At 71.6% G+C, this 21,394-nt stretch carries 23 protein-coding genes; 8 read left to right on the top strand and 15 right to left on the bottom strand.

Annotated elements, in window-relative coordinates; translation table 11 throughout:
• Positions 1 to 14 precede the first annotated feature (14 nt).
• From VF746_07625 to VF746_07600, 6 genes are all read left to right on the top strand, one after another.
• Complete coding sequence (locus VF746_07625; protein ID HEX8692271.1) at positions 15 to 851, top strand: enoyl-CoA hydratase family protein; 837 nt, start codon at positions 15 to 17, stop codon at positions 849 to 851.
• A gap of 157 nt (positions 852 to 1,008) precedes the next feature.
• Positions 1,009 to 2,166, top strand: a complete 1,158-nt coding sequence (locus tag VF746_07620) for an acyl-CoA dehydrogenase family protein (GenBank protein HEX8692270.1) — start codon at positions 1,009 to 1,011, stop codon at positions 2,164 to 2,166.
• A gap of 197 nt (positions 2,167 to 2,363) precedes the next feature.
• Complete coding sequence (locus tag VF746_07615) at positions 2,364 to 4,010, top strand: benzoate-CoA ligase family protein (GenBank protein ID HEX8692269.1); 1,647 nt, start codon at positions 2,364 to 2,366, stop codon at positions 4,008 to 4,010.
• Positions 4,011 to 4,186: 176 nt separating this feature from the next.
• Complete coding sequence (locus tag VF746_07610; GenBank protein ID HEX8692268.1) at positions 4,187 to 4,582, top strand: RidA family protein; 396 nt, start codon at positions 4,187 to 4,189, stop codon at positions 4,580 to 4,582.
• A gap of 236 nt (positions 4,583 to 4,818) precedes the next feature.
• The gene (locus VF746_07605) at positions 4,819 to 6,351 is read left to right on the top strand and encodes a diguanylate cyclase (GenBank protein ID HEX8692267.1); all 1,533 of its coding nucleotides are present in this window, start codon (positions 4,819 to 4,821) and stop codon (positions 6,349 to 6,351) included.
• A 484-nt stretch (positions 6,352 to 6,835) separates the two neighbouring features.
• Positions 6,836 to 7,603: a hypothetical protein gene (locus VF746_07600; GenBank protein HEX8692266.1), complete on the top strand. Its 768-nt coding sequence runs from the start codon at positions 6,836 to 6,838 to the stop codon at positions 7,601 to 7,603.
• 22 nt (positions 7,604 to 7,625) lie between these two features.
• On the opposite strand, the gene VF746_07595 is transcribed toward VF746_07600, so the two are convergent.
• The 6 genes from VF746_07595 to VF746_07570 all read right to left on the bottom strand — a co-directional run bounded on the left by VF746_07595 (position 7,626) and on the right by VF746_07570 (position 14,783).
• A complete protein-coding gene (locus VF746_07595; protein ID HEX8692265.1) occupies positions 7,626 to 8,423 on the bottom strand; it encodes a cyclase family protein in 798 nt (265 codons plus the stop codon).
• A gap of 393 nt (positions 8,424 to 8,816) precedes the next feature.
• Positions 8,817 to 10,115: an aminotransferase class V-fold PLP-dependent enzyme gene (locus VF746_07590; GenBank protein ID HEX8692264.1), complete on the bottom strand. Its 1,299-nt coding sequence runs from the start codon at positions 10,113 to 10,115 to the stop codon at positions 8,817 to 8,819.
• Positions 10,116 to 10,340: 225 nt separating this feature from the next.
• On the bottom strand, positions 10,341 to 11,960 hold the full coding sequence (locus VF746_07585; protein HEX8692263.1) for a patatin-like phospholipase family protein: 1,620 nt from the start codon (positions 11,958 to 11,960) through the stop codon (positions 10,341 to 10,343).
• Between the two features lie 177 nt (positions 11,961 to 12,137).
• Positions 12,138 to 12,662: a hypothetical protein gene (locus VF746_07580; protein HEX8692262.1), complete on the bottom strand. Its 525-nt coding sequence runs from the start codon at positions 12,660 to 12,662 to the stop codon at positions 12,138 to 12,140.
• Positions 12,663 to 12,801: 139 nt separating this feature from the next.
• Positions 12,802 to 13,398: a non-canonical purine NTP pyrophosphatase gene (locus tag VF746_07575; protein HEX8692261.1), complete on the bottom strand. Its 597-nt coding sequence runs from the start codon at positions 13,396 to 13,398 to the stop codon at positions 12,802 to 12,804.
• Between the two features lie 368 nt (positions 13,399 to 13,766).
• Entirely contained in the window at positions 13,767 to 14,783 is a 1,017-nt protein-coding gene (locus VF746_07570; protein ID HEX8692260.1) for a glycosyltransferase, read from the bottom strand.
• Between the two features lie 100 nt (positions 14,784 to 14,883).
• On the opposite strand from VF746_07570, the gene VF746_07565 reads away from it, so the two are divergent.
• The gene (locus tag VF746_07565; protein ID HEX8692259.1) at positions 14,884 to 15,096 is read left to right on the top strand and encodes a hypothetical protein; all 213 of its coding nucleotides are present in this window, start codon (positions 14,884 to 14,886) and stop codon (positions 15,094 to 15,096) included.
• Positions 15,097 to 15,278: 182 nt separating this feature from the next.
• On the opposite strand, the gene VF746_07560 is transcribed toward VF746_07565, so the two are convergent.
• The 3 genes from VF746_07560 to VF746_07550 all read right to left on the bottom strand — a co-directional run bounded on the left by VF746_07560 (position 15,279) and on the right by VF746_07550 (position 16,910).
• Positions 15,279 to 16,070: an SAM-dependent chlorinase/fluorinase gene (locus tag VF746_07560; GenBank protein ID HEX8692258.1), complete on the bottom strand. Its 792-nt coding sequence runs from the start codon at positions 16,068 to 16,070 to the stop codon at positions 15,279 to 15,281.
• Positions 16,071 to 16,091: 21 nt separating this feature from the next.
• Positions 16,092 to 16,565, bottom strand: coding sequence for a DinB family protein (locus tag VF746_07555; GenBank protein ID HEX8692257.1), 474 nt, complete (start codon positions 16,563 to 16,565; stop codon positions 16,092 to 16,094).
• A 123-nt stretch (positions 16,566 to 16,688) separates the two neighbouring features.
• Positions 16,689 to 16,910 carry a hypothetical protein gene (locus VF746_07550; GenBank protein ID HEX8692256.1) on the bottom strand — a complete coding sequence of 74 codons (222 nt, stop codon included), beginning with the start codon at positions 16,908 to 16,910 and terminating at the stop codon, positions 16,689 to 16,691.
• A gap of 124 nt (positions 16,911 to 17,034) precedes the next feature.
• On the opposite strand from VF746_07550, the gene VF746_07545 reads away from it, so the two are divergent.
• Positions 17,035 to 17,289 carry a hypothetical protein gene (locus VF746_07545; GenBank protein HEX8692255.1) on the top strand — a complete coding sequence of 85 codons (255 nt, stop codon included), beginning with the start codon at positions 17,035 to 17,037 and terminating at the stop codon, positions 17,287 to 17,289.
• 181 nt (positions 17,290 to 17,470) lie between these two features.
• On the opposite strand, the gene VF746_07540 is transcribed toward VF746_07545, so the two are convergent.
• The 6 genes from VF746_07540 to VF746_07515 all read right to left on the bottom strand — a co-directional run bounded on the left by VF746_07540 (position 17,471) and on the right by VF746_07515 (position 21,394).
• Positions 17,471 to 18,259 (bottom strand): class I SAM-dependent methyltransferase, encoded by a 789-nt coding sequence (locus VF746_07540; protein ID HEX8692254.1) that lies wholly within the window; start codon positions 18,257 to 18,259, stop codon positions 17,471 to 17,473.
• A gap of 178 nt (positions 18,260 to 18,437) precedes the next feature.
• Complete coding sequence (locus VF746_07535; protein ID HEX8692253.1) at positions 18,438 to 18,899, bottom strand: SRPBCC family protein; 462 nt, start codon at positions 18,897 to 18,899, stop codon at positions 18,438 to 18,440.
• Between the two features lie 39 nt (positions 18,900 to 18,938).
• Entirely contained in the window at positions 18,939 to 19,319 is a 381-nt protein-coding gene (locus VF746_07530) for a HEAT repeat domain-containing protein (protein ID HEX8692252.1), read from the bottom strand.
• 84 nt (positions 19,320 to 19,403) lie between these two features.
• Positions 19,404 to 19,877: a hypothetical protein gene (locus tag VF746_07525; GenBank protein ID HEX8692251.1), complete on the bottom strand. Its 474-nt coding sequence runs from the start codon at positions 19,875 to 19,877 to the stop codon at positions 19,404 to 19,406.
• Positions 19,874 to 20,335, bottom strand: coding sequence for a nuclear transport factor 2 family protein (locus VF746_07520; protein HEX8692250.1), 462 nt, complete (start codon positions 20,333 to 20,335; stop codon positions 19,874 to 19,876). The genes VF746_07525 and VF746_07520 overlap by 4 nt, the downstream gene beginning before the upstream one ends.
• 285 nt (positions 20,336 to 20,620) lie before the next feature.
• On the bottom strand, positions 20,621 to 21,394 hold the full coding sequence (locus tag VF746_07515; protein HEX8692249.1) for an SGNH/GDSL hydrolase family protein: 774 nt from the start codon (positions 21,392 to 21,394) through the stop codon (positions 20,621 to 20,623).

Genomic DNA, 21,394 nt, shown 5'->3' with positions numbered 1-21,394 from the left:
GACACCAATCCCAGATGACCACGACCAAGCTCCGCGCCGCCGACTTCCGCCCGTCGTCCTTCCGCTGGGAGGTGGACGGCCCCGTCGGCACGGTGACGCTCAGCCGGCCCGAGCGGAAGAACCCGCTCACCTTCGAGAGCTACGCCGAGCTGCGCGACACCTTCCGCCAGCTCGTCTTCGCCACCGACGTGAAGGTGGTGGTGCTCGCCGGCGAGGGCGGCAACTTCTGCTCGGGCGGCGACGTGCACGACATCATCGGCCCGCTGGTGGAGATGCGCGAGCGGAAGCAGATGGACGAGCTGCTCGCCTTCACCCGCATGACCGGCGACCTGGTGAAGGCCATGCGCGGCTGCCCGCAGCCGATCGTCGCCGCCATCGACGGCGCGTGCGTGGGCGCCGGCGCCATCCTGGCCATGTCCAGCGACCTGCGCCTGGGCACCGCGCGCAGCAAGGTGGCGTTCCTCTTCACCCGGGTCGGCCTCTCCGGCGCCGACATGGGCGCCTGCGCCATCCTCCCGCGCATCATCGGCCAGGGGCGCGCCTCGGAGCTGCTCTTCACCGGGCGGACGATGGGCGGCGAAGAGGCCGAGCGGTGGGGCTTCTACAACCGCCTGGTGGAGCCCGACGCGCTGCTCGACGAAGCCCGCAAGCTGGCGGCGGACCTCGCGAGCGGCCCCACCTTCGCGCACGGCATGACGAAGAAGTGCCTGCACCAGGAGTGGGCGATGGGCGTCGATGAGGCGATCGAGGCCGAGGCGCAGGCACAGGCCATCTGCATGCAAACCGAAGACTTCGCCCGCGCCTACCGTGCCTTCGCCGCGAAGGAGAAGCCGGTGTTCCAGGGGAACTGAAGTGCGTGAGTGCGTGAGTGCGAAAGTGCGAAAGTGAGATGCGCGCACCGAAGCCTGCCTCGTCGAGGATGGCGGTAGTCCGCGAAGGCGGACTTCGTGTAGTTGTTGCAGCGAATTCATTCGCCCGAGCCCCCGGCCCACCCCCAACCCCGGCCTGATGCCCGACCGCACCTTCCTCGCCTGGCCGTTCTTCGACGACGGGCACCGCCGTCTCGCCGCCGAGCTGGACGCGTGGGTGCTGGCCGAGGTCGCGCCGCTCGCGGGCGCGCACGGCGACGTGGACGCCACCTGCCGCGAGCTGGTGCGGCGGCTGGCGGCGGGCGGGTGGCTGCGCTACGCCATCCCCGCGGCGCAGGGCGGCGTGCACCAGCGGCTGGAGGTGCGCTCGCTCTGCCTGATCCGCGAGCTGCTGGCGCACGCCTCGGGGCTGGCCGACTTCGCCTTCGCCATGCAGGGCCTCGGCTCGGGGCCGATCTCGCTCTTCGGCAGCGACGAGCAGCGCCGCCGCTGGCTCCCGCCCGTCGCCGCGGGCGAGGCGGTGATGGCGTTCGCGCTCTCCGAGCCCGAGGCGGGCTCCGACGTCGCGGCGATGCGGACCACGGCGCGCTCCGACGGCGGCGGGTACGTGATCGACGGGCGGAAGACGTGGATCTCCAACGCGGGGATCGCCGACCGCTACGTCGTCTTCGCCCGCTTCCCCGAGGCGGGCGAGCGCGGGTACGCCGCCTTCGTGGTCGATGCCGGCAGCCCCGGGCTGCGCGTGGCGGAGCGGATCGACGTCACCGCGCCGCACCCGCTCGGCACGCTGGAGTTCGACGGGTGCCGCGTGGGCGCGGACGCGCTGGTGGGCGAGGCGGGCGGGGGGATGAAGGTGGCGCTGGGAACGCTCGATGTCTTCCGCTCCACCGTGGGCGCGGCGGCGCTCGGCTTCGCGCGGCGGGCGCTGGACGAAGCGGTGGCGTGGACGAGGGAGCGCCGCGCGTTCGGCAGCGCCCTCAGCGAGCACCAGCTCGTGCGCGCCGCGCTGGCCGAGATGGCGCTCGCGGTCGACGCCAGCGCGCTGCTCGTCTACCGCGCCGCGTGGACGCGCGACGCCGGCGCGCCGCGCGTGACCCGCGAGGCCGCGATGGCCAAGCTGCACGCCACCGAGGCCGCCCAGCAGGTGGTCGACCGCGCCGTGCAGCTCCTGGGCGCCCGCGGCGTCGTCGCGGGGAGCGCCGTCGAGACGTTGTACCGCGAGGTCCGCGCGCTGCGCATCTACGAGGGCACCAGCGAGATCCAGAAGCTGGTGATCGCCGCTCAGCTCCTCGCCTGACGGATCGGCTCCGGCGCGGCGACGGGCGCGGTCGAGGCAGGCCTCGCCCCTACGGAGCTCCGTCACGCGCGCCGAACTTGCAGCGGCGCCGGACCCGGTAATCCGCGCAGGCGGATTTCGTGTAGTTGTTGCAGCGAATTCATTCGCCCCGGTCCGGGGTGCCCCGCGCTCCCCCTGCCCTCCCCCTGGAGGCAGCCATGCTCGAGACCATGGTCCAGCCCGAACCCGCGGCCACCGCGCACGCCGACACCTTCGCGCGCGACAACCAGCCGCCGCCCGACCAGTGGCCCGAGATCGACCTCTCCGGCGTCCCCGCTCTGGCGGCGCGGCCGCGCATCAACGCCGCGGCGGAGTTCCTGGACGCGCGCGTGGCCGCGGGCGACGGGGATCGTCCGGCGCTGATCTTCCCCGGCGGGCGGTGGACGTACGCCGAGCTGCTGGAACGGGCGAACCGGATCGCCGGGGTGCTGCGGGACGACCTGGGGCTCGTCCCCGGCAACCGCGTGCTCCTGCGCGGCTACAACGGCCCGATGATGGCCGCGGCCTGGTTCGGCGTGCTCAAGGCCGGCGGGATCGTGGTCGCCACCATGCCGCTGCTGCGCGCCCGGGAGATCTCCACGCTCGTCGCGAAGGCGCGCATCCGCTTCGCCCTCTGCGACGCGCGGCTCATGGAAGAGATGGAGGCCGCCGCCGCTCCCGCGCTGGAGCGCACGGTCCGCTTCGGCGTGGACGAAGACGGCTCGCTGGAAGGGCTGATGCGCGGGCGGCCCGCGCACTTCGACGACGTCGACACCGCGGCCGAGGACGTGGCGCTCATCGCCTTCACCTCGGGGACCACGGGGCAGCCGAAGGGGACGATGCACTCGCACCGCGACCTGCTGGCCGTGGGCGACACCTTCGGGAGCCACGTGCTGCGGCCGGAGCCGGACGACGTCTTCTGCGGCTCGCCGCCGCTGGCGTTCACCTACGGGCTGGGCGGCTACGTCCTCTTCCCCATGCGCGTGGGCGCGGCCACCCTGCTGCTGGAGCAGGCCGCCCCGCCGCAGCTCCTGCAGGGGATCCAGGACCACCGCGCCACCGTCTGCTTCACCGCGCCCACCGCGTACCGGGCGATGGCGGGGCTGGCGAAGGACTTCGACCTCTCCAGCCTGAAGAAGTGCGTCTCCGCGGGCGAGACGCTCCCCGCCGCCACCTTCGAGGCGTGGCGCGAGGCCACGGGCCTGCGCATCGTCGACGGGATCGGCTCCACCGAGATGCTGCACATCTTCATCAGCGCCGCGGGGGACCAGATCCGCCCCGGGTCCACGGGGAAGCCGGTCCCCGGCTACACGGCCACGCTGCTGGACGAGGGCGGCAGCCCCGTCGCGCCGGGCGAGCTGGGGCGGCTGGCGGTGAAGGGGCCCACCGGGTGCCGCTACCTGGCCGACCCCGAGCGGCAGCGCGCCTACGTGCAGAACGGGTGGAACATCACCGGCGACACCTACCGGATGGACGAGGACGGCTACTTCTGGTACCAGGCGCGCAACGACGACATGATCATCTCCGCCGGCTACAACATCGCCGGGCCAGAGGTGGAGAACGCGCTGCTGGAGCACCCCGGCGTGGCCGAGTGCGCCGTGGTCGGCACCCCGGACGAAGAGCGCGGGCAGGTGGTGACGGCGTTCGTGGTGCTGCGCGAGGGCTGGGCGCCGGGCGAGGAGACGGCGAAGGAGCTGCAGGACTTCACCAAGCGGCAGATCGCGCCGTACAAGTACCCGCGCCGCGTGGAGTTCGTCGCCAGCCTCCCCCGCACGCAGACCGGCAAGCTCCAGCGCTTCCGCCTCCGCGAGGGAAGTGCATCGTAGGGGCGAGGCATGCCTCGCCCGTGCCCGGCTCGCCAGGCGCGATGGCTGCTCGACGCGCGATGCCCGACTCCCGATGCGGTTGAAGCCTCGCGGGGTTTGCGAGGCTTTCTGCAGTTGTTGCTGCGGCTTCAGCCGCCCGGACCAGATTCCGCCCCCGTGACCCCGGATTCGAGCCGATGCAATTCCTCCAGCCGGAAGGGTGGGCCAGGCCGCGCGGCTACGCGAACGGCGTCGCCGCAAGTGGGCGCGTGGTGTTCGTGGCCGGGCAGATCGGCTGGAACCCCGCCACGGGCCGGGTCGAGACGGACGACTTCGTGGCCCAGGTGCGCCAGGCGCTCGAGAACGTCGCCGCCGTGCTGCGCGAGGCGGGCGCGGGGCCGGAGCACGTGGCGCGGCTCACCTGGTACGTCACCGACCGCGGCGCCTACCTCTCGTCCGCGCGCGAGGTCGGCGCCGCGTACCGCGAGGTGTTCGGCCGCCACTTCCCCGCCATGGCGGTGGTGATCGTCGCCGGGCTGGTCGAGGAGCGCGCGAAGGTGGAGATCGAGGCCACCGCCGTCGTCCCGGCCTGATCGTCTCGCGGCCGACGCCGGACGGCCGCGCGGTCGCGACTCCACACCCCCGCACGTTCTCTCCGGAGGAAGATTGGCACGAAATCCGCTCAGGATACAAATGTCTGGTGCGGAAGACCAGCGCGCAGTAAGCTTCCCCGCGGTCGTGAGATGCGGACACTTTCCGGCACCTGGTCGTCTTCCCGTCGCGAGCCACGCCCTTCGATGCCACACCCGCCCCGCCGCCCCGCACCCTGATGCTCCGCTCGCCGGAATACCTGGAGATCCTGAATGAGATCGCCCGCATCGCCTCGCTCGACCTGGAGCTCAGGCCGATGCTCCAGCGCGTGACCGACACCCTGCGGGACCGGTTCGGGTGGGAGCTCGTGGCCTGTCTCTCGGTGGACCGCGCGCGCGGCGTCTTCCGCTGCGAGGCGCTCTCCACCGGCCTCCCCACCGGCATGTACGTGGGCTACTCGCGCGAGATCGGCAGCGGCGTGGTGGGCGAGGTGGCGGCCACGGGGAAGCCGATCCTGCTGGACGACGTGAGCGGAGTCCCCAACTTCGTCGAGATGCAGTCCGAGACACGCTCGGAGCTCTGCGTCCCCGTGCTGCACCACGGCGAGACGGTGGCGATCCTGAACCTGGAGAGCCTGGAGCCGGGCGCCTTCCGCGACCAGCTCCCCCTGCTGGAAACGATCGCCGAGCAGGTGGCGGGCGCCATCGGCAACGCGCGGCTGCACGAGGAGCTCACCCGGCGCGCGCGGCTCCTGGAGATGGTGGGCGAGGTGTCGAAGACGGCCACCGACGCGGGCGAGCTGGGGCTCTTGCTGGACCGCGTGGTCGGGTACATCCACGAGCGCTTCCCGCTGCTGGTCGTCTCCATCCTGCTGGCCGACCTGGAGGCGGGCGAGTTCGCGCAGTCCGCGCACGCGGGGGAGCACTCGCGCCTCGACGCGCCCGGCGGCCGCTGGCCGATCACCCGGGGGATCGCCGGCCGCGCGCTGCGCCTGGGCGAGCCGCAGCTCGTGCGCGACGTCTCCGGCGACCCCGACTACCTGCCGATCGACAGCCGCACAGTGGCCGAGTTCGCCGTCCCGATCGTCTACCGCGGGCGCCCGCTGGGGGTGCTGAACCTGGAGAGCGACAGCCTGGAGGCGTTCAGCCCCGAGAACCAGATGGTGTTCCGCACCTTCGCCGGCCAGCTGGCGGGCGCCATCCACATGGCCAGCATCAACCAGGAGCTGGAGGAGGCCAACGAGCGGCTGCGCGAGGCCAACCAGCGCCTGGAGCGCCTGTCGCAGCTCGACGGCCTCACCGGCATCCCCAACCGCCGCGCCTTCGACCGGGTGCTGGAGACGGAATGGCGCCGCGCCTGCCGCGCCGAGTCGCCGCTCTCGCTGCTGATGGTGGACATTGACTGGTTCAAGGACTACAACGACCGCTACGGCCACCAGCGCGGCGACGAGACGCTGCGCGCCGTGGCGCAGGCGCTCGACGAGAGCCTGCAGCGCGCGGGCGACTGCGTGGCGCGCTACGGCGGCGAGGAGTTCGTGGTGCTGCTCCCGGTGATGGACGCCGGCGCCGCCGCCGCCTTCGCCGAGACGCTGCGCCGCCGCGTGGAGTCGCTCGCCATCCCGCACGAGCGCTCGCCTCTCGGCGTGGTGACGGTCAGCCTGGGCGTGGGCAGCGCGCTCCCCGCCAAGGGCGCGGCGCCCGCCGCCCTGGTGGAGCAGGCGGACCGGGCGCTGTACGCGGCCAAGCGGGGGGGAAGGAATCGGGTCAATTAGCTGGGATAAGTCAATGAGCTGAGGATAAGGAGCCTGGAGAATAAATCGCAAAATCCTTGATGCGGGTTTACTTTCAGACTAACGTGGTCCAACAGAATATTGCTGCGCCCACCAAACCATCCAGGAGGATCATATGCGTGTACGAACTCCGGAACGCCGTAGAATGACGGTCAGCCCTGCTGATTACCACAGAGAATTCTGGTCGATTGTGAATTCTCAGCTCTCGATCCGGGGATTGAGACTCTCCCGAAGCTGCGCACAGGACATGGATGAACTAATCACGCAAGGAGCTGAGACGCTGTATCGATCAGAGGGTGGTGCAAACGAAGCTTCTGAGGCCGAGGATCGTCTAAGAGAGTTTGTGAACGCTATGATGCGAGCAGCGCAGGGCCGCGGAATCGACGAGTTAGATGATGATTTGTTCTTTTCGATCAAGAGCTTCTTCTGTCCGGGTATGTGGCCATTTTGTTAGGGAGATGCATTGATGATGGATGATCACCGGAAACTTGCCTTTACTTTCGCAGGCGATACGACGAAGCAGCTTCTTACGCTTTCGACGGGTATTTTGGCGCTTACGATCACCTTTGCTAGAGACGTACTGCGATCAGTAACCATTACAGCGCTTGTAATCGCATGGTTTATCTACATTATTTCGATTTTGGCTGGCGTGATTACATTGATGGTCCTCACAGGAATCCTAGAACCTGCGGGAGATAAAGCAGCAACGGCCGGGGAGAGCACAGAGCCGTCGATCAGACATCCCAAAGTCACTCAGTTCAGCGTGATTCAAGCCGTAGCCTTCATTGGTGCTACTATCTGTGTTCTGGCCAGCGGCATTGCAACGTCATGTAGTGGTGGACAAGCACCGGCTCCCGATTCGACTTCGGTTACAAGTGTTCACCGCCAAGTCATAGGCGCGTACGTCGATAGCGATTGGCGTGGTCTCGATACTCTGCTCGCCGATGGGTGGACTGCTAGTTTGGCTGACAGCGTGCTATTCACGAAACCTGAGCTGTTACGCCGCATTCAGAGCCGACAGCGACCTGCTTTCAAGCTGGTGGATAACATAGACCTGCACGTCTATACCACATTCGCCATTGGAAGTGGATTCTTCGAACTGCAGGATCAGACGGCTATCAATCGATTCGGCACATTCTTTCTTCAGTATGACTGGGCGGGATCGACTTGGAAACTTTCCGAGGTGACACTCTATCTATTCCCAGTCGCCGATAGTTTATCGAGAAGACATTGAGGTATGGCCGATAAGCCGATTGCTATTGCATTTTAGCCCTCACCAGCGCGATCGCCCGCAAGGGTCCTCCCGAGCCGTTCTCGATCTTCATCGGCAGGGCGACGACGAGGGCGCCCGTGGGCGGGAGCTGGTCGAGGTTGGCCAGGTTCTCCAGGCCGGGGACGTTCGCCGCGGCGGCCACGCGGTGAACCCGGAAGTCCTTCGACTGGCCGTAGTCGATGGAGGCGGCGTCCACGCCCAATGCGGCCACCCGGCGCTCCTCCACCAGCAGCCGCGCGGCCTCTTCGCCGTAGCTGGGGAAGTGCAGGTTCGAGGCGTCGCCCGGGCGGTCGTCGCCGAAGTACTGCTTCCGGTTCGGCCAGAATCGCCCCCACCCGGTGTGCAGCAGCACGATGGTGCCCGGCGCGACGCGGCCGTGGCGCCGCTCCCACTCCAGCACGTCCGCGGCGGTGAGCCGGTAGTCGGGGTCGGTCGCCGTGCGCTGGCGGACGTCGATCACCACCGCGGGCGCCACCAGCCGGTCCAGCGGGATCTGGTCGGCCGTCTGCTGCCCCGCGGCGAAGTGGATCGGCGCGTCGAGGTGCGTGCCGCCGTGCTCGGGGGCGCAGAAGGCGTTGGCGGCGTAGAAGTAGCCGCCCGGCGTCTCGCCGTAGCTCAGGCGCTCCAGCGCGAACCCGGTGGTCGCTGTCGGCCAGTACAGCGTGCTGGGGCCGAACGGGTGCGTGAGGTCGACCGTGCGGTGGCCGCCGAGCGGGATGGCGCCGCCGTGGGCGCAGGCGGTGAGGAGCGCGACGAGCAGGATCGGGGGCAGGGATCGCATCGTGACCTCCGCGCGGGGACGGGCATCAGCCGAAACGGCGACCAGTGTTGCTCGGGTGCGGGCGGTTGGGCAAGGGAGATGAAGGTCGTGGCGCCGCGTCCGGTGCGTCGGGCCGACCACCAGGCGGGGCGAGTAGATCCCTCGGTCGCCGCCGGGCCTCGTCGCGAGGGTGGGATCGGCGCAGCGGCTCCCTCGGGATGACATCTCGTTGCGTCCGCGGAATCGTGATTGCCCTTCAGGTTGTCATTCCGAGGGAGCCTGCGCAGGACTCGCGTCTGCGCGGGATAGTCGTGGCGACCGAGGAATCTACTCCGCGTGCCTGGTGGCTTGGGATCATGCGCGGAACCGGCCTCGCGCGGGGGTGAGTAGATCCCTCGGGATGACATCCACCCCTTACGCGGCCGGCAGTCCTTCCCGCGCGATCTTCTCCATCACGGCCGTGAAGAGGTCGATCTCGTCCAGCGTGGTGTAGACGTTGGGAGTGACGCGGATGCCCTCGACGCCGCCCCACTTCGTCGGGCTGGTGATGATGCGGTGCTTCGTCCACAACTCGCTGTACAGCCGGCCCGGTTCGATCCCCTCCACCTGCACCATCGCGATCGCGTACGCCATCCCCGGCTCCAGGCTGGTGTGCAGGCGCACGCGCGGGTGGCGCCCGAGCGCCTTCGCCCAGCGGTCGCGGAGGTAGACCAGGCGCGCGGCCTTGTTCTCGACCCCGATGGCGCGGGTGAACGCAAGCGCCTCGGCAACGGCCAGCGCGTTGGCGGCCGGGTGCGTGCCGACGTCCTCGAACTTGCGCACGTCGGCGCGCCGGCTCTCGTCGGCGGCCTGCAGCGGCCACAGTTCCGCGATCTTCTCCCTGCGCACGTACAGCATCCCCGTGCCGTGCGGCGCGTACAGCCACTTGTGCAGGCTGGCCGCGTAATAGTCGCACTCCAGGTCCGCCCGCGTGAAGGGGAAGTGCGCGAAGGCGTGGGCGCCGTCCACGATCGCCGGGACGCCGTGCTCGCGCGCCATCCGCACCACCCGGCGCACGGGGAGCACCTGCCCGGTGACGAACGTCATGTGGCTCACCAGGAGGAGCCGCGTCCGGGGCGTGAGCGCGGACTCGTAGGCCCGCACCACCTCGGCGGCGTCCCGGGCCGGGGCGGGGAGGTCCACCAGCTTCAGCACGATGCCGTCGCGCCGCTCGCGCTGCCGCCAGGTGGCGATCATGTGCGGGTAGTCGTGCGTGGAGGCGACCACCTCGTCGCCGGACCTCAGGTCGAAGCCCAGCTGGCAGATCTGCAGCCCCTCGGTGGCGTTGCGCGTGACCGCCACCTCCTCGGCGTCGCAGCCGAACATGCGGGCGAGCCCCGCGCGCACCGTCTCGCGCTGCGGCTCCAGCACGCGCCACATGGTGTGGACCGGCGCCTGGTTGCTGTAGTCCAGGTGCCGCTTCACGGCCTCCTGCACCAGCGCCGGCGACGGGCTCACGCCGGCGTTGTTCAGGTTGATGATGCTGCGGTCCACCGTGAACGCCTGCTGCACGGCCGCCCAGTAGCGCTCGTCGCGGGCGATCTCCTCGGGGCCGCCGGCGAAGCGGGCCAGCTCGTCCCGGAGCTCGCGGAGCTGCGGCGTGCCGCCGGCGCCCAGCCAGGCGGCGGGGGCCGCGCGGCCGAGCGTGGAGAGGAAGTCGCGGCGCGTGAACATCGGCGTGCGCGGGGAGGGGAGGATCGGCGTGGAGGACTCGTCATGATAGGCGGGCCGCGGCGGACGCCACAACCCCGGCGCGCCGGCAACCATAAAACAGCCAGGCCTCACGCAGAGTTGGCAGAGGAAGCAGAGAACTCATCGCTTTGCGAGGTTTTCCTCTGCTATCTCTGCTTCCTCTGCGTGAGGATTCGCGGTTGTCTCTGGTTCTTTCGGACCGGGGTGTCAGGCGGCGGGCGCGGCGTCGGAGCCCGCCGCGGCGCCGTTGAAGGCGTCCCACTCCCGGCGCAGCCGCGCCAACAGCTCCGCCACGGGCGAGCCGGGGTCTTCCAGCTCGGGCCCGCGCTCCCCCAGGACGAACCGGAGCAGGGTGAAGCAGGTGGTCGCCTCGCCCGCCCGCACGAGCATGTCCAGGTCTTCGGGCCGGTTGAACCACAGCGTGGTGGGGTACTGCTCCGCCCGCGCGGCCAGTTCGCGCAGCGCCTGCGACGGGCGCAGCCAGGGGTGCCGGGCGAAGAGCTTCGGCCGGTCCTCCTCCAGCGCGTAGATCAGGTTCATCATCCGCCGGCCCTCGTACTTCGGGTCGCGGTACACGGCCGTGTCGACCAGCCCGCGGATCCGCTTCATGAAGATCGAGGAGGTGAGCGCCAGCAGCGAGGTCACCCGCAGGTCGACCATGCCGATCAGCTCGCGCACGGTCAGCTTCCGCAGGTCCCTCCACACGTTGGCGATCTGCATGCTCTCCCGCAGCCGCCGCTGCACGTCGCGCAGCAGCAGGCGCAGGTAGAACAGCCCGCCGGCCACGGCGGCCGCGAAGAGGAACGGCACCCCGTACAGGAAGACCTGCCCCACGCCGCGCTCGCCCTCGCGCCACTCGTCGGCCCAGGTGAGCGCCAGCATCCCCGCCGAGACCACCGCCGCCAGGAAGACGATCCACGCCAGGACCGCCGCGCCCCTCAGCTTCAGGAAGCCGCGCCGCTCCCGGGGCGGGAAGTCGTAGAGGTCCGCCTTGCGCGCCGCCACGTCGGAAACCAGCAGCGTGGCCGCGCCGCCGCGCTCGAAGGCCAGCACCAGGCTGTCGACCCCCTGGTTGTCGTAGACGCCGCCGTCCATCAGCGCCACGCCGCCGGCGAACCCGGCGCCCAGCTCGCCCTGCACCCGGTCGAGCGGGAAGTCGGCGGGCCAGGCGAAGTGGTCGGGGAAGAGGAGCGGCTCGAAGCCGCCGGGGAAGCAGCTCGACGCGGCCACCGCGTCGGCCACGCGCACCCGCTCGGCCACCGCGCGGGGGAGGGGGAGGTTGCCGTTGCCGGCGTGGGCGCGCGGGTTGGCGCTCCTGCGGAAGCGGAAGTCCACGCCGGTGCGGAACTCAGTGGAGTTGAAGATCACCTCCCGGAAGCGCGGGAAGTCCTCGCTGCCCCCGGCCATGGCGACCTCGGCCAGGCGGGTGTCGCCGAACAGCTCGGGGCGGGCGTAGACGCGCGCGGCAGAGCGGATCAGGCTGGGATAGTCGGGATGCCCGTGCTCCCGGTGCGAGGTCAGGTGCTCCAGCGCGTCGCGCATCACGTCGGTGCGGCGGAGGAAGTCGGCGAAGCGCCGCTCGAACGCGGCGAACGCCTCGCCCCGCACCACGCTCATCACCCAGGCCGCGCCCACGATGGAGCCGCCGGAGACGGTGGAGAGCGCCACCACGCCGGGGAGCAGCCCCACGCGGTCCAGCAGCCGCAGCGCGCCCAGGTGGAAGGCCGCGGCGCGGTAGCCGCCGCCGGAGAACGACAGCGCCAGGTCGCCGAGCGGGCCCGCGCCTGCGGGCGGCGCGGCGGGCGCGGCGGGGTGTGGCTCGGTCATGACCGGAAGGAGGAGAGGGGAGATGCAAAAGCCTGGCGGGAAGCTCGTAATGTCGTCCGCTCCCGGCGCGCCGTCAACGTGCTTCGCGGCGCGTGGGCATCGGCGTGGCCGGAGAAGCGGGGAGGTCGCGGCCGGGGGGCGGCGGCGGAGAGCCCGCCCCGGCCGATCCGCGGGGGGCTACAGGCCGTCGTCTTCGACGGACCAGCTCGCGGCCGTCTGCGGGCCGTACACCAGGCCGAGGCCGTGGGTCGTCGTCTGGTACTTGTTGATCAGCACGCCCTGGAGGGCCTCCTTGGGCAGGTTGCTCATGTTCGCGGGCAGGTTGGCGCCCCCCGCGTTGAGCACCTCGACCGCGAAGTCCACGCAGTTGTGCGCGACGCCCAGCCACACCCACTGCTGCTGCGCCGCCGCGTTCAGGGCCGTCCGCGCGGCCTCCATGTTGGGTACGCGGACCGAGATCTCGCCCCAGATCGTCTTGCCCTCGGCGGAGAGATACTTGGCGAAGCCGTCCGGACTCATGAACTTCGGGTAGTCGTAGGGGGCGTCGACGTGGGCATAGCCGGCCATGGTGTTGCTGAGCTTGAGCAGCGCGTGCCCGGCCAGGTTCGGTCCCGTGCCGGAGACGATGATGATCCCCGGGTCGGTGAAGCCGTCGAGGAGCCAGCTGGGAACACCGTTCTGGTACTGCTTGAAGTAGGGCATCGTGACCTCCTGGGGCGGGGAACGGCCGGGCGGGGAAGCGGCCGCACCGGACATCGCCCGTGGGAGACGGGTGCGTCCGCGGCGCGGCGAGGGGGTGGAGCTGCTGATTCTCCTAATTACGCGCGGGCGGTCGCGAACGTCAAGAAACGCGAGGAGACGGCCGGCCGAGGTCCGCGGCCATGGCCTCGAAGGCGATGCGGCGCATCGAGAAGCGGAGCTTCTCCGCCTGCGCCATCTCGGCGAAGGTGCGCGCCTGGCCGTCGGGGATGAAGATCGGGTCCCAGCCGAACCCGCCGGAGCCGGCCGGGGCGCCGGCGATGCGCCCGGACACCTCGCCGGCGTACGTGCGCAGGCGGCCGTCGTGCGCCGCCACCACCGTGCGCGCCACCGCCCGCCGGTCGTCGAAGGGGGTGAGCATCCGGCAGATCCCCTCCACGCCCACCGTGTCGACGAACCACTTCACCAGCGCGCCGGGGAGCCCGTTCCAGGCCGCGAAGAAGAGCCCGGTGTCCTCGACGATCACCGGCGCGCCGAGCCGGGCGTACGCGGCCTCGGCCTTCGCGCCGACGACGTCCTCCAGCCGCACCGCCTGCACCTCGGGGAGGTCGAGCGGCCGGTGCGCCAGCTCGCCCCCCAGGATCTCGGCCACTTCCCGCGCCTTCCCTGCGGAGCCGGTGATCAGCGTCCAGCCGGCGAGCGGATCCGGGGGAGCGTGCGTGTCCTCCGTCGAAGGCATTGCAGTGTCTCGTGAGGCCGGAGTAGCAGGACCGGGCGGTTGAGGCCCGGACAGGATGCAGGAATCGGGAGGACGAGGCAACTCGTACCACCTACCGAAAATGGCTCCCCATACGGAGAAATGTCATCCTGAGGGAGCGTCCTCGCGAGACTTTCCCCTGCACCAGAGGTTGGACGCGACCGAAGGATCTACTCCGCGTGCCTGGTGGCCTGGAGAACGTGCCGAAAGCCGGCCACGCATGGGGTCGAGTAGATCCTTCGATCGCCGCCAGAGATCCGTGCCGGGGCAGGTTCGGCGCAGCGGCTCCCTCAGGATGACGATCCCTCTGGCACGATCGATCGTGGAATCCGGTCTCACGCACCGCACTCTCACCCTACCGCCAGCCAGTCGTCGCCGGGGCGGTAGCCGAGCTCCGCCAGGCGGGTGGCGATCAGCTCGCGGGCGCCGTGGTTGGTGACGTAGACCAGGACGAAGGGACGGGACTCGCGGGCGAGCCACTCGGGCGGGTGGACGGGGAGATTCCAGACCGTCCGGCCGATCTTGCGCGGGTCGATGTCGATCCACGCGACGGGCCGGATCCCCTCCTCCATCAGCCGGCGGGCGCGCAGCCGCGTCTTCCGGCCCGCGCCCCAGACGACGACCTCGCGACCCGCGTGCAGCCGCGGGTCGCGGGCGAGGAAGCGGGCGCGCAGGCGGTCGAACGCCTCGCGCGAGTAGCGGGGGTCCACGCGCGAGGTGCGCTCCGGGCGCTCGCGCCAGGCGAGGAGCACGCGCGGCACCTTCCCCATGCGGCAGCCGGCGGCGTGCATGCGCAGCCACAGCTCGTAGTCTTCCGGGAACGGCCCGTCCGCGTAGCCGCCCAGGCGCCTGAGCACCTCCGTGCGCGCCATCACCGACGGGTGGGCGAAGGGCGACTCGACGTACAGGTTGGCCGCGATCTCGTCCGGCTCCACGCACTCGTTCTGCCAGCGCACGTACTCGCGGTAGCCGGCCTGCACGCTCTCCTCCGGGAACAGCTCCACCCGGCAGGCGGCGAGCGCGAGCCCGGGCCGGCGCTCGAGGTGCTCGCGCTGGGCGTCGAGCCGCTCCGGGTGCATCACGTCGTCCGCGTCCATGCGGGCCAGGAGCGGCGCGCGCGCCTCGGCGATCCCCAGGTTCAGCGCGGCGACCAGGCCCACGCGGCCGGGGCGGAGGAGGCGCACGCGCGGGTCCTCGTCCGCCAGCCGGCGGACGGTCTCCGGCGACCCGTCGCGCGAGCCGTCGTCGATGGCGAGCAGCTCCCACCCGGCGAGCGTCTGGCGGCGGATCGACTCCAGGCACTCGGGGAGGTGCGCGGCCTCGTCGCGGAACGGCAGGACGATGGAGACGGCGGGAGTGATGGGCATCTGACGAGGTTAACGATACCAGGCCGCGGGGCAAGGCATCGGAACGCATCTTGCCGCCCCTCCCGCTCCCACTTCACGCAGAAGCTACGCGGGAGGAGCCATGTCGGAGAAGAAGAACCAGGGGAACGGCGCGCGCTCGGAAGACGAGGGCGCGGGGCAGTCGGGGAGCGACCGCGGCACCAGCCAGCACGCCTCCAGCAGCAAGCGCGAGGAGGCCGACCGCCAGCAGGGGAAGACGACCCGCGGCCGCATGGACGACGAGATCGCCGAGGGGCAGGAAGCCCGCGAGTCCACCGGGCAGGGGCACGAGTAGCCCACCCGCACTCCGATACGAGAGGCCCCGGACGGCTGCCGTCCGGGGCCTCTTCATGGCTGTTGGAATCCAGAGAAAATCAAAAACCACAAGCCTCACGCAGAGTCAGCAGAGTCAGCAGAGAAAACCACGGTAAGCGATGTGTTCTCTGCTGACTCCGCGTGAGACAATGCAGTTGTCCTTCAAGCGAAGGAGAGGACGATGGAGTCGCCCGCGCGCGCGCCGAGGAGGCGGGCGGCGGAGTCGCGGTTGGCGGAGACCTCCAGGAAGCCGGCGCTTCCCCAGATGGCGAACGGCTCGCCGCCGGACGCGCCCGCCTCGGCGTAGAAGCGGCGCAGGGCGCGCACCTCGCGGCCGCCCACGATCAAGCGGAAGCCGCGCGCCGCCGCCTCGTCGGGCAGGTGCTCGCGCGTGAAGCTGGTGACCAGGTTGCCGAAGCGGTCCACGTGCAGGACGGTGCCGGCGAGCGCGCCGTCCTCCGTCCGCTCCGGCCGCGGCGGGTCGAGCCGCACGAAGTCGGCGACCTCCGGGCCCAGCTCCGCCGGGGCGACGCCCCGCGCCAGCGCGGCGGCCACGGGGGCGAACACGTCGCGGCCGTGGAAGGTGGCGCTCACCGAAGGGCGGAAGAACTCCGCGTTCGCGAGATGGAAGACGCGGGCGGCGGGCTCGCGCTCGTAGACGTAGCCGAAGATCCCGTTGTCGGGCCCCACGAAGCGGTGCTCCCCCGCGTCCACCGCGATCCCCCGCCGCGCCGAGCCGACGCCCGGGTCCACCACGGCCACGTGCACCGTCCCCGGCGGGAAGTCGCGGTAGACGGCCAGCAGGGTGAAGGCGCCGGCCCGCACGTCCTGCGGCGGGATCTCGTGCGTCACGTCGACGACGGTCGCGCCGGGCGCGAGCGACAGGATCACGCCCTTCATCGCCCCGACGAAGTAGTCCGCCGTGCCGAAGTCGGTGAGCAGGGTGACGATCATCTCCGGCTCAGCCCGGCCCGCTCACTCCCAGGCCCCCAGCAGGCGGCGCACGGCCACCAGCTGGCCCACGTGGTAGGCGTTGTGGTCGGCCACCAGGAGCAGCTCGCGCAGGTACGTCTGCCCGTCGCCGTGGGGGATGCGGGCGAAGAGGTCGAGTTCCGGGTCGGAGGCGAGCCGCTGCAGCTCCCGGCGGTCGGCGCGGAAGGCGGCCACGCTCTCGTCCCACGCCTCCGGCAAGGGCGGCTCGGGGTCGGCGGGCCAGTAGTCGTCGGGCCACTTCCGCTCGGCGTACTCGGGGTCGCGGCAGAAGTCCAGGACGTCGCGCTGCGCCCGCCGCAGGTGCTCCAGGAGCTGCCACGGCGAGTGGGGGAGTCCCTCGGGCCGCCTCCCGCGCACCCCGGGCGGGACGTCTTCCACGGCGGCGTCGAAGGAGGCGTGCGCGTCCTGCCAGTCCAGGAGCTTGCGCAGGTGGGCGCGCAGGGCGTCGTCGCTCATCGGAGGGCTGCGAATCGCTGGTGAGGCTCGGGCATCTCGGACGACGGTGAAAGTCAGAGATCGCCAGCGAATTGTCCAGAGCGGAAAGCAGGAAGGCAGGAAGGCAGGACTGGCCCGGTGAAGTCACCCGGACCCGAACAGCCGGGCGTGGATGCGCTGCAGGCCGGGGAGCACGTGCCGGAAGGCCTCGATCAGGTCGGCCGGCATGCGCCGCACCTGCTCGGGCCTCGGGTGGGGCTCGTACATCCGCCGCACCAGGAAGCCGGCCGCGGCGATCATCTCGCTCGTCTCCTCCAGCGTGTGCCGCCAGTACGGCGTGCGCCAGTGGTGGACGAGGCGCGGCATGTTCCAGTGGGCAGACGGCCCGGGCCGGTGTCGCGAACGGATGACAAGCTTGACACTCGCCGAGTCACTCACATACTACGACACGAAATTCAGGACGGGCACATCCTTCCGATTGGAGGACCGGATGAAGAAGCTGAAGCTCGAGCTCGACGAACTGCAGGTGGATTCGTTCGACACCGGCGGCGACCGGCTGCGCAGCGGCACAGTACACGGATACGCCGTGTTCCGCGAGAGCATCGACTCCTGTGAACTCACGCGGGCGGGATCGGAGCCCGCCATGACCTGCCAGGTGGAGTGCACCGGTAGCTGGGGATACACCTACTGCCTGGACGACTGCCCCGATCATCCGACGAACCCGGCCACCTGCCCGTGTTCCTGAACGGGGTGGAGTAGAACGAGCTGGACCTGATGATCGTGGACATGCGAGCAGGCGATTTCAGGTGGCGCGGCTCGTGGCGCTCGCCGCCGGAGAAGACGAACGCCATCGGCTTACCTCCACGCTCCGCCTGAAGGTGAGACCTGGCGCCGAAGCCGCCGCGGAGCGCCCGGGTGTACTCTTGTCAGGCCGGCTTCACCGCGTCGAACACCAGGAAGTACGGCAGGCGCGAGCAGTCGTCGAGCTGCGGCATGCGCCGCACCTGCTCGGGCGCCGGGTGGGGCTCGTACATCCGCCGCACCAGGAAGCCGGCCGCGGCGATCATCTCGCTCGTCTCCTCCAGCGTGTGCCGCCAGTACGGCGTGCGCCAGTGGTAGACGAGGCGCGGCATGTTCCAGTGGGTGACGGCCGGGCCCGTGTCGAAGTAGCGGTCCACCCGGAGCGCGAGCTTGCGGCCCGCCTCGTCGCGCTCCCACTCGCGGAAGGGCATGTCGCTGAACGGGTGGGGGACGGAGAACGCCATCCGCCCGCCCGGCCGCAGCACCGCGAACGCCGCGCGCAGGGCCGCGCCGGGGTCGGCCATGTCGTGCAGCGACATGCACGCGCTCACCAGGTCGAAGCTCCCCTCCGGCCAGCGCCGGTCGGCCTCGGCCGCGCTCATCCGGTGGTACCCGATGCCGAGCGGCTCGCGCTCCTCGTGCCCGCGCGCCAGCTCCAGGAGCCGGTCGGACAGGTCCACGCCGGTGACCCGCGCGCCGCGCCGGGCCAGCTGGCGGGTGAAGAACCCCTGGCCGCACCCCAGGTCCAGCACGCGAGAGCCCGCCACGTCGCCGCACGCGGCCAGCAGCCCGGGCCCGTGCACCTCGTGGCGGTAGTAGTCCGCGCCGCCCTCCACGGCCACCTCCCACGCCTCGGCGCCCTCGTTCCACGCCGCGCGGGCGTCCTCGTCGGTGAAGCCCTGCTCGAATGTCATTCGGAAGCTCTTGGGAAAGGTGTCCCGCGTTCGGCGGCGAAGCCCGTGTCCCGCCCGTCGCGCGGAGCGCCGAAGTCCCTCCCCTGAAGTTCGGGGGAGGGACAGGCGCGCCAGGCGCCAGGGCGGGGGCCCCGCCGCCGCGCCGATGCCGGCCGAAACGCAGGTGAATGATCCCCGGTCAGGCCGGGACCGGCCGCCCGCGCACGTACTCGGCCAGCAGGCGCAGCTCCTCCGCGAAGACCGGGCGGAGCGCGCGCGGAACGACGAGGCCCTCGATCCAGCCGACGATCCCGCCGTGGCGCGGCATGTCGGAGACGATCGTCACCCGCGAGCGGCCGCCGGGGAGCGGGTCGACGGTGAAGGTGGTCACGATGTCATCCGCGGGGTACGTCTCCACCAGCACGCGCCCCGGCTCGGGCTCGGTGACCACGCCGCGCGCGGGGCGGGTGACGCCCAGCACGCGCATCCGGAAGCGCACCACCGTTCCCGCTCCCCTCCCGCCGCTCTCCACCTCCCAGGCGGAGAAGTGCCGCTTGGGCAGGATGCTCGGGTGCCCCACGCGGTAGTCGGCGAACACGCCGTAGACGACCTCCGCGGGCGCGTCGATCTCGGCCGTCGCCGTGGCCTGGATGCGGGCCATCCGATGTCCTCTCTCGTTCAGCTTCGCGGGTGGACGAGGTCAGCCGTCCGCCTCCGGGCCGTACTCCCCGGGGTGGTCCCGCCGGTACGCCCGCGCCAGCGCGATGGTTTCAGGGAAGCCGAGCTCCTCCAGGCTGAGCAGCGCGAACCAGCGCGTCTCGGCGTGGGGGTGCCGGAGCATGCGCTCCAGGAAGGGGACCACCCGGCGGCTCTTCGTCCCCCCGAGCAGGTCGATGAAGGTGACGCGGTCGCGGTCGTCCTCCTCCGCCTCGGCCAGCGCCAGCAGCTCCTCCACGAGCTCGGGCGCGCGCTCCAGCAGCCAGGAGAACCCGTCCTCCATCACCGCGTGATCGCGGCTGCGCAGGAACTCCACGCAGCGCTCGAATCCCGGGAAAGTGTCGGTCCCCGTCGCGTCACCCATCTGGTTTCTCCCGGGCCGGGCCTGCCTGCGCAGGCTGGTTCGGCGCGAACATCGGCTGCGGCGCGAAGAGCCGGGTTCGCGGGCTCAGGGCGCCAGGTACCGCACCCGGCAGCGGCGCACCTCGCCGCCCGCGTCGGTGAAGAGGTTGTCGGAGAGCCGCAGCTCGTACGTCCCCGCCGCCTGGAAGATGCGCTCGTTGCGGGCGCGCCCGCGCACGTACGGCAGCGCGGCCGCGTCGCGCGTGCCGAGCGCCAGGCGGTCCATGCGCGCGAACGCCTCCGCCGGGATCAGCCGCGCCCCGGCGCTGTCGGCGTACTCCCGCTCCACCGCCGCGCTGGCCAGCACGAAGTAGGTGCCGTCCGGCGCCACCACCGCCAGCTCGCCCGGGTGCGGCCGCCCCAGCCGCACCGTCAGCGTGTCGCCCGCGCGCAGCACGGCCGGGGCGCACGCCAGCGCACCCTCGCGCGGCGCGGGCCCCTCCAGCCCCTCCCGCGGAGCGCGGGCGCAGGCGGCCGCGGCGAGGGCGAGGGCGAGGGCGAGCGGCGCGGCGGGCCTCATCGCCCCGCCTCCGCTTCCAGGCTCGGGTTGCCGTCGATGAACTTCAGGTCGAAGCGGAAGCGGTCGATCGCCCAGCGCCCGTCCGCCCTCACCAGGTGGAAGTCGTAGCTGCCGACGAAGGTGCGCGTGTTGCGCCCGCTGGCGTTCGGCAGGTAGTGGAAGGCGACGCCGTAGCAGAACGCATCCGCCTCGTCCCCGCGGACGGCGACCTCGTGGTTGCCGGCCTGGTGGTGGACGGCGTGCAGCGGGCGGAGCCCCTCCTCCCACCCCGCCGCGATCTCCTCCGGCGAGCGCTCGGCCGGCTCGCCGCCCGCCACCGACGTCATGTCGAACAGCACCCGCGGCGCGAAGCAGGCCCGCACCGCCTCCCAGTCCCGCCGGTCGGTGCCCACGAAGAGCCGGTCGATGGTGCGCACCACCTCGCGCTCGTCCACCAGCCGCCGCAGCTCGTCATCCATCTCCTCTCCTCCTCGCAGGCCGCGGAAACGGCAACCGCGGATCCGGGCGTGTCCCTCCGCTGCGCTCCGGGCCGGGCTGCGCGCCGGGCGCGCATCCCTCACGCGGAACTGCAGAGTACAGGGAACAGGGAACAGCCAGCCGATCCCCCGTAGGGGCGAGGCATGCCTCGACCGCCCCGGCCTGGCGCCGCGCGGATGGTCGCCCGACGAGCCGAAGCCCGTCCCTGGACCGCGGTTGAAGCCTCGCGCCGTTGGCGAGGCTTTCCGTGGTTCCAGCGGGTGCCTTCAGGCACTCGCATCTCCCTCCGCCGTTCGGAAGAACCGCGCCGCGGCCCCGGCGAGCGCCTCGGCCCACGCCGCGTAGCCCCGGACGGACGGGTGGAACCCGTCCTCGCAGAAAAACGCCTCCACCGCCGCCGCGTCCAGCGCCGGCATCGGCACGTGGCGCACGCCGGACAGCTCGCCCGCCAGCCGCTCCGCCGCGCGGTCCAGCAGCCGCGCCCTGAGGCCCAGCACCGCGCCGAGCGGCTGCGGCAGCGCGGGAAAAAGCCCCAGCGGCGGCACCCCCGCCAGCACCACCGGCACCGGCCCGCAGCGGCCGCGCAGCGCCTCCACCAGCTCCGCCAGGTGGCGCCGCCAGCGGCCGGGCGCGCGGAAGCGGAGCGTGTCGTTCACCCCCAGCGCCACCACCGCCACGTCGGCGCGGACGCCGTCCGCGGCCGCCAGCAGCTCGCGGCGCGCGCTCTCGGCCGTGGCCCCGTTGCGGCCCAGGACGCGCCACGCCACCGCGCGCCCGGTGCGCCCCGCCAGCGCGCGCGCCACCTGCCCGGAGAGCGCCTCCGCGTGGCTCGCCGCGCCCACCCCGGCGGCCGTGGACTCGCCCAGCACCAGCAGGCCGAACGGCGGCCCGGCGCCCGGCGCCACCCCCTCGCGCGGCCCCGCCGCCTCCGGCAGCCGCGGCGTGTCGCGGCGCACGCGCCGGCCCTGCGCGAGCAGCACCGGCAGCAGCACCAGGCTCGCGGACGACGCCGCGCGGAGCGGGAGGTCGGCGAGCGGCAC

It is taken from the genome of Longimicrobium sp. (assembly GCA_036389795.1).
In the GTDB taxonomy this organism is placed as follows: domain Bacteria; phylum Gemmatimonadota; class Gemmatimonadetes; order Longimicrobiales; family Longimicrobiaceae; genus Longimicrobium.
This window is presented reverse-complemented; position numbering and strand designations above follow the sequence as displayed.

Excerpts from the sequence above, each read along its gene's own strand:
- VF746_07625 (HEX8692271.1), top strand. The coding sequence starts at position 15 with ATGACCACGACCAAGCTCCGCGCCGCCGACTTCCGCCCGTCGTCCTTC.
- VF746_07620 (HEX8692270.1), top strand. The coding sequence starts at position 1,009 with ATGCCCGACCGCACCTTCCTCGCCTGGCCGTTCTTCGACGACGGGCAC.
- VF746_07615 (HEX8692269.1), top strand. The coding sequence starts at position 2,364 with ATGCTCGAGACCATGGTCCAGCCCGAACCCGCGGCCACCGCGCACGCC.
- VF746_07610 (HEX8692268.1), top strand. The coding sequence starts at position 4,187 with ATGCAATTCCTCCAGCCGGAAGGGTGGGCCAGGCCGCGCGGCTACGCG.
- VF746_07605 (HEX8692267.1), top strand. The coding sequence starts at position 4,819 with ATGCTCCGCTCGCCGGAATACCTGGAGATCCTGAATGAGATCGCCCGC.
- VF746_07600 (HEX8692266.1), top strand. The coding sequence starts at position 6,836 with ATGATGGATGATCACCGGAAACTTGCCTTTACTTTCGCAGGCGATACG.
- VF746_07595 (HEX8692265.1), bottom strand. The coding sequence starts at position 8,423 with ATGCGATCCCTGCCCCCGATCCTGCTCGTCGCGCTCCTCACCGCCTGC.
- VF746_07590 (HEX8692264.1), bottom strand. The coding sequence starts at position 10,115 with ATGTTCACGCGCCGCGACTTCCTCTCCACGCTCGGCCGCGCGGCCCCC.
- VF746_07585 (HEX8692263.1), bottom strand. The coding sequence starts at position 11,960 with ATGACCGAGCCACACCCCGCCGCGCCCGCCGCGCCGCCCGCAGGCGCG.
- VF746_07580 (HEX8692262.1), bottom strand. The coding sequence starts at position 12,662 with ATGCCCTACTTCAAGCAGTACCAGAACGGTGTTCCCAGCTGGCTCCTC.
- VF746_07575 (HEX8692261.1), bottom strand. The coding sequence starts at position 13,398 with ATGCCTTCGACGGAGGACACGCACGCTCCCCCGGATCCGCTCGCCGGC.
- VF746_07570 (HEX8692260.1), bottom strand. The coding sequence starts at position 14,783 with ATGCCCATCACTCCCGCCGTCTCCATCGTCCTGCCGTTCCGCGACGAG.
- VF746_07565 (HEX8692259.1), top strand. The coding sequence starts at position 14,884 with ATGTCGGAGAAGAAGAACCAGGGGAACGGCGCGCGCTCGGAAGACGAG.
- VF746_07560 (HEX8692258.1), bottom strand. The coding sequence starts at position 16,070 with ATGATCGTCACCCTGCTCACCGACTTCGGCACGGCGGACTACTTCGTC.
- VF746_07555 (HEX8692257.1), bottom strand. The coding sequence starts at position 16,565 with ATGAGCGACGACGCCCTGCGCGCCCACCTGCGCAAGCTCCTGGACTGG.
- VF746_07550 (HEX8692256.1), bottom strand. The coding sequence starts at position 16,910 with ATGCCGCGCCTCGTCCACCACTGGCGCACGCCGTACTGGCGGCACACG.
- VF746_07545 (HEX8692255.1), top strand. The coding sequence starts at position 17,035 with ATGAAGAAGCTGAAGCTCGAGCTCGACGAACTGCAGGTGGATTCGTTC.
- VF746_07540 (HEX8692254.1), bottom strand. The coding sequence starts at position 18,259 with ATGACATTCGAGCAGGGCTTCACCGACGAGGACGCCCGCGCGGCGTGG.
- VF746_07535 (HEX8692253.1), bottom strand. The coding sequence starts at position 18,899 with ATGGCCCGCATCCAGGCCACGGCGACGGCCGAGATCGACGCGCCCGCG.
- VF746_07530 (HEX8692252.1), bottom strand. The coding sequence starts at position 19,319 with ATGGGTGACGCGACGGGGACCGACACTTTCCCGGGATTCGAGCGCTGC.
- VF746_07525 (HEX8692251.1), bottom strand. The coding sequence starts at position 19,877 with ATGAGGCCCGCCGCGCCGCTCGCCCTCGCCCTCGCCCTCGCCGCGGCC.
- VF746_07520 (HEX8692250.1), bottom strand. The coding sequence starts at position 20,335 with ATGGATGACGAGCTGCGGCGGCTGGTGGACGAGCGCGAGGTGGTGCGC.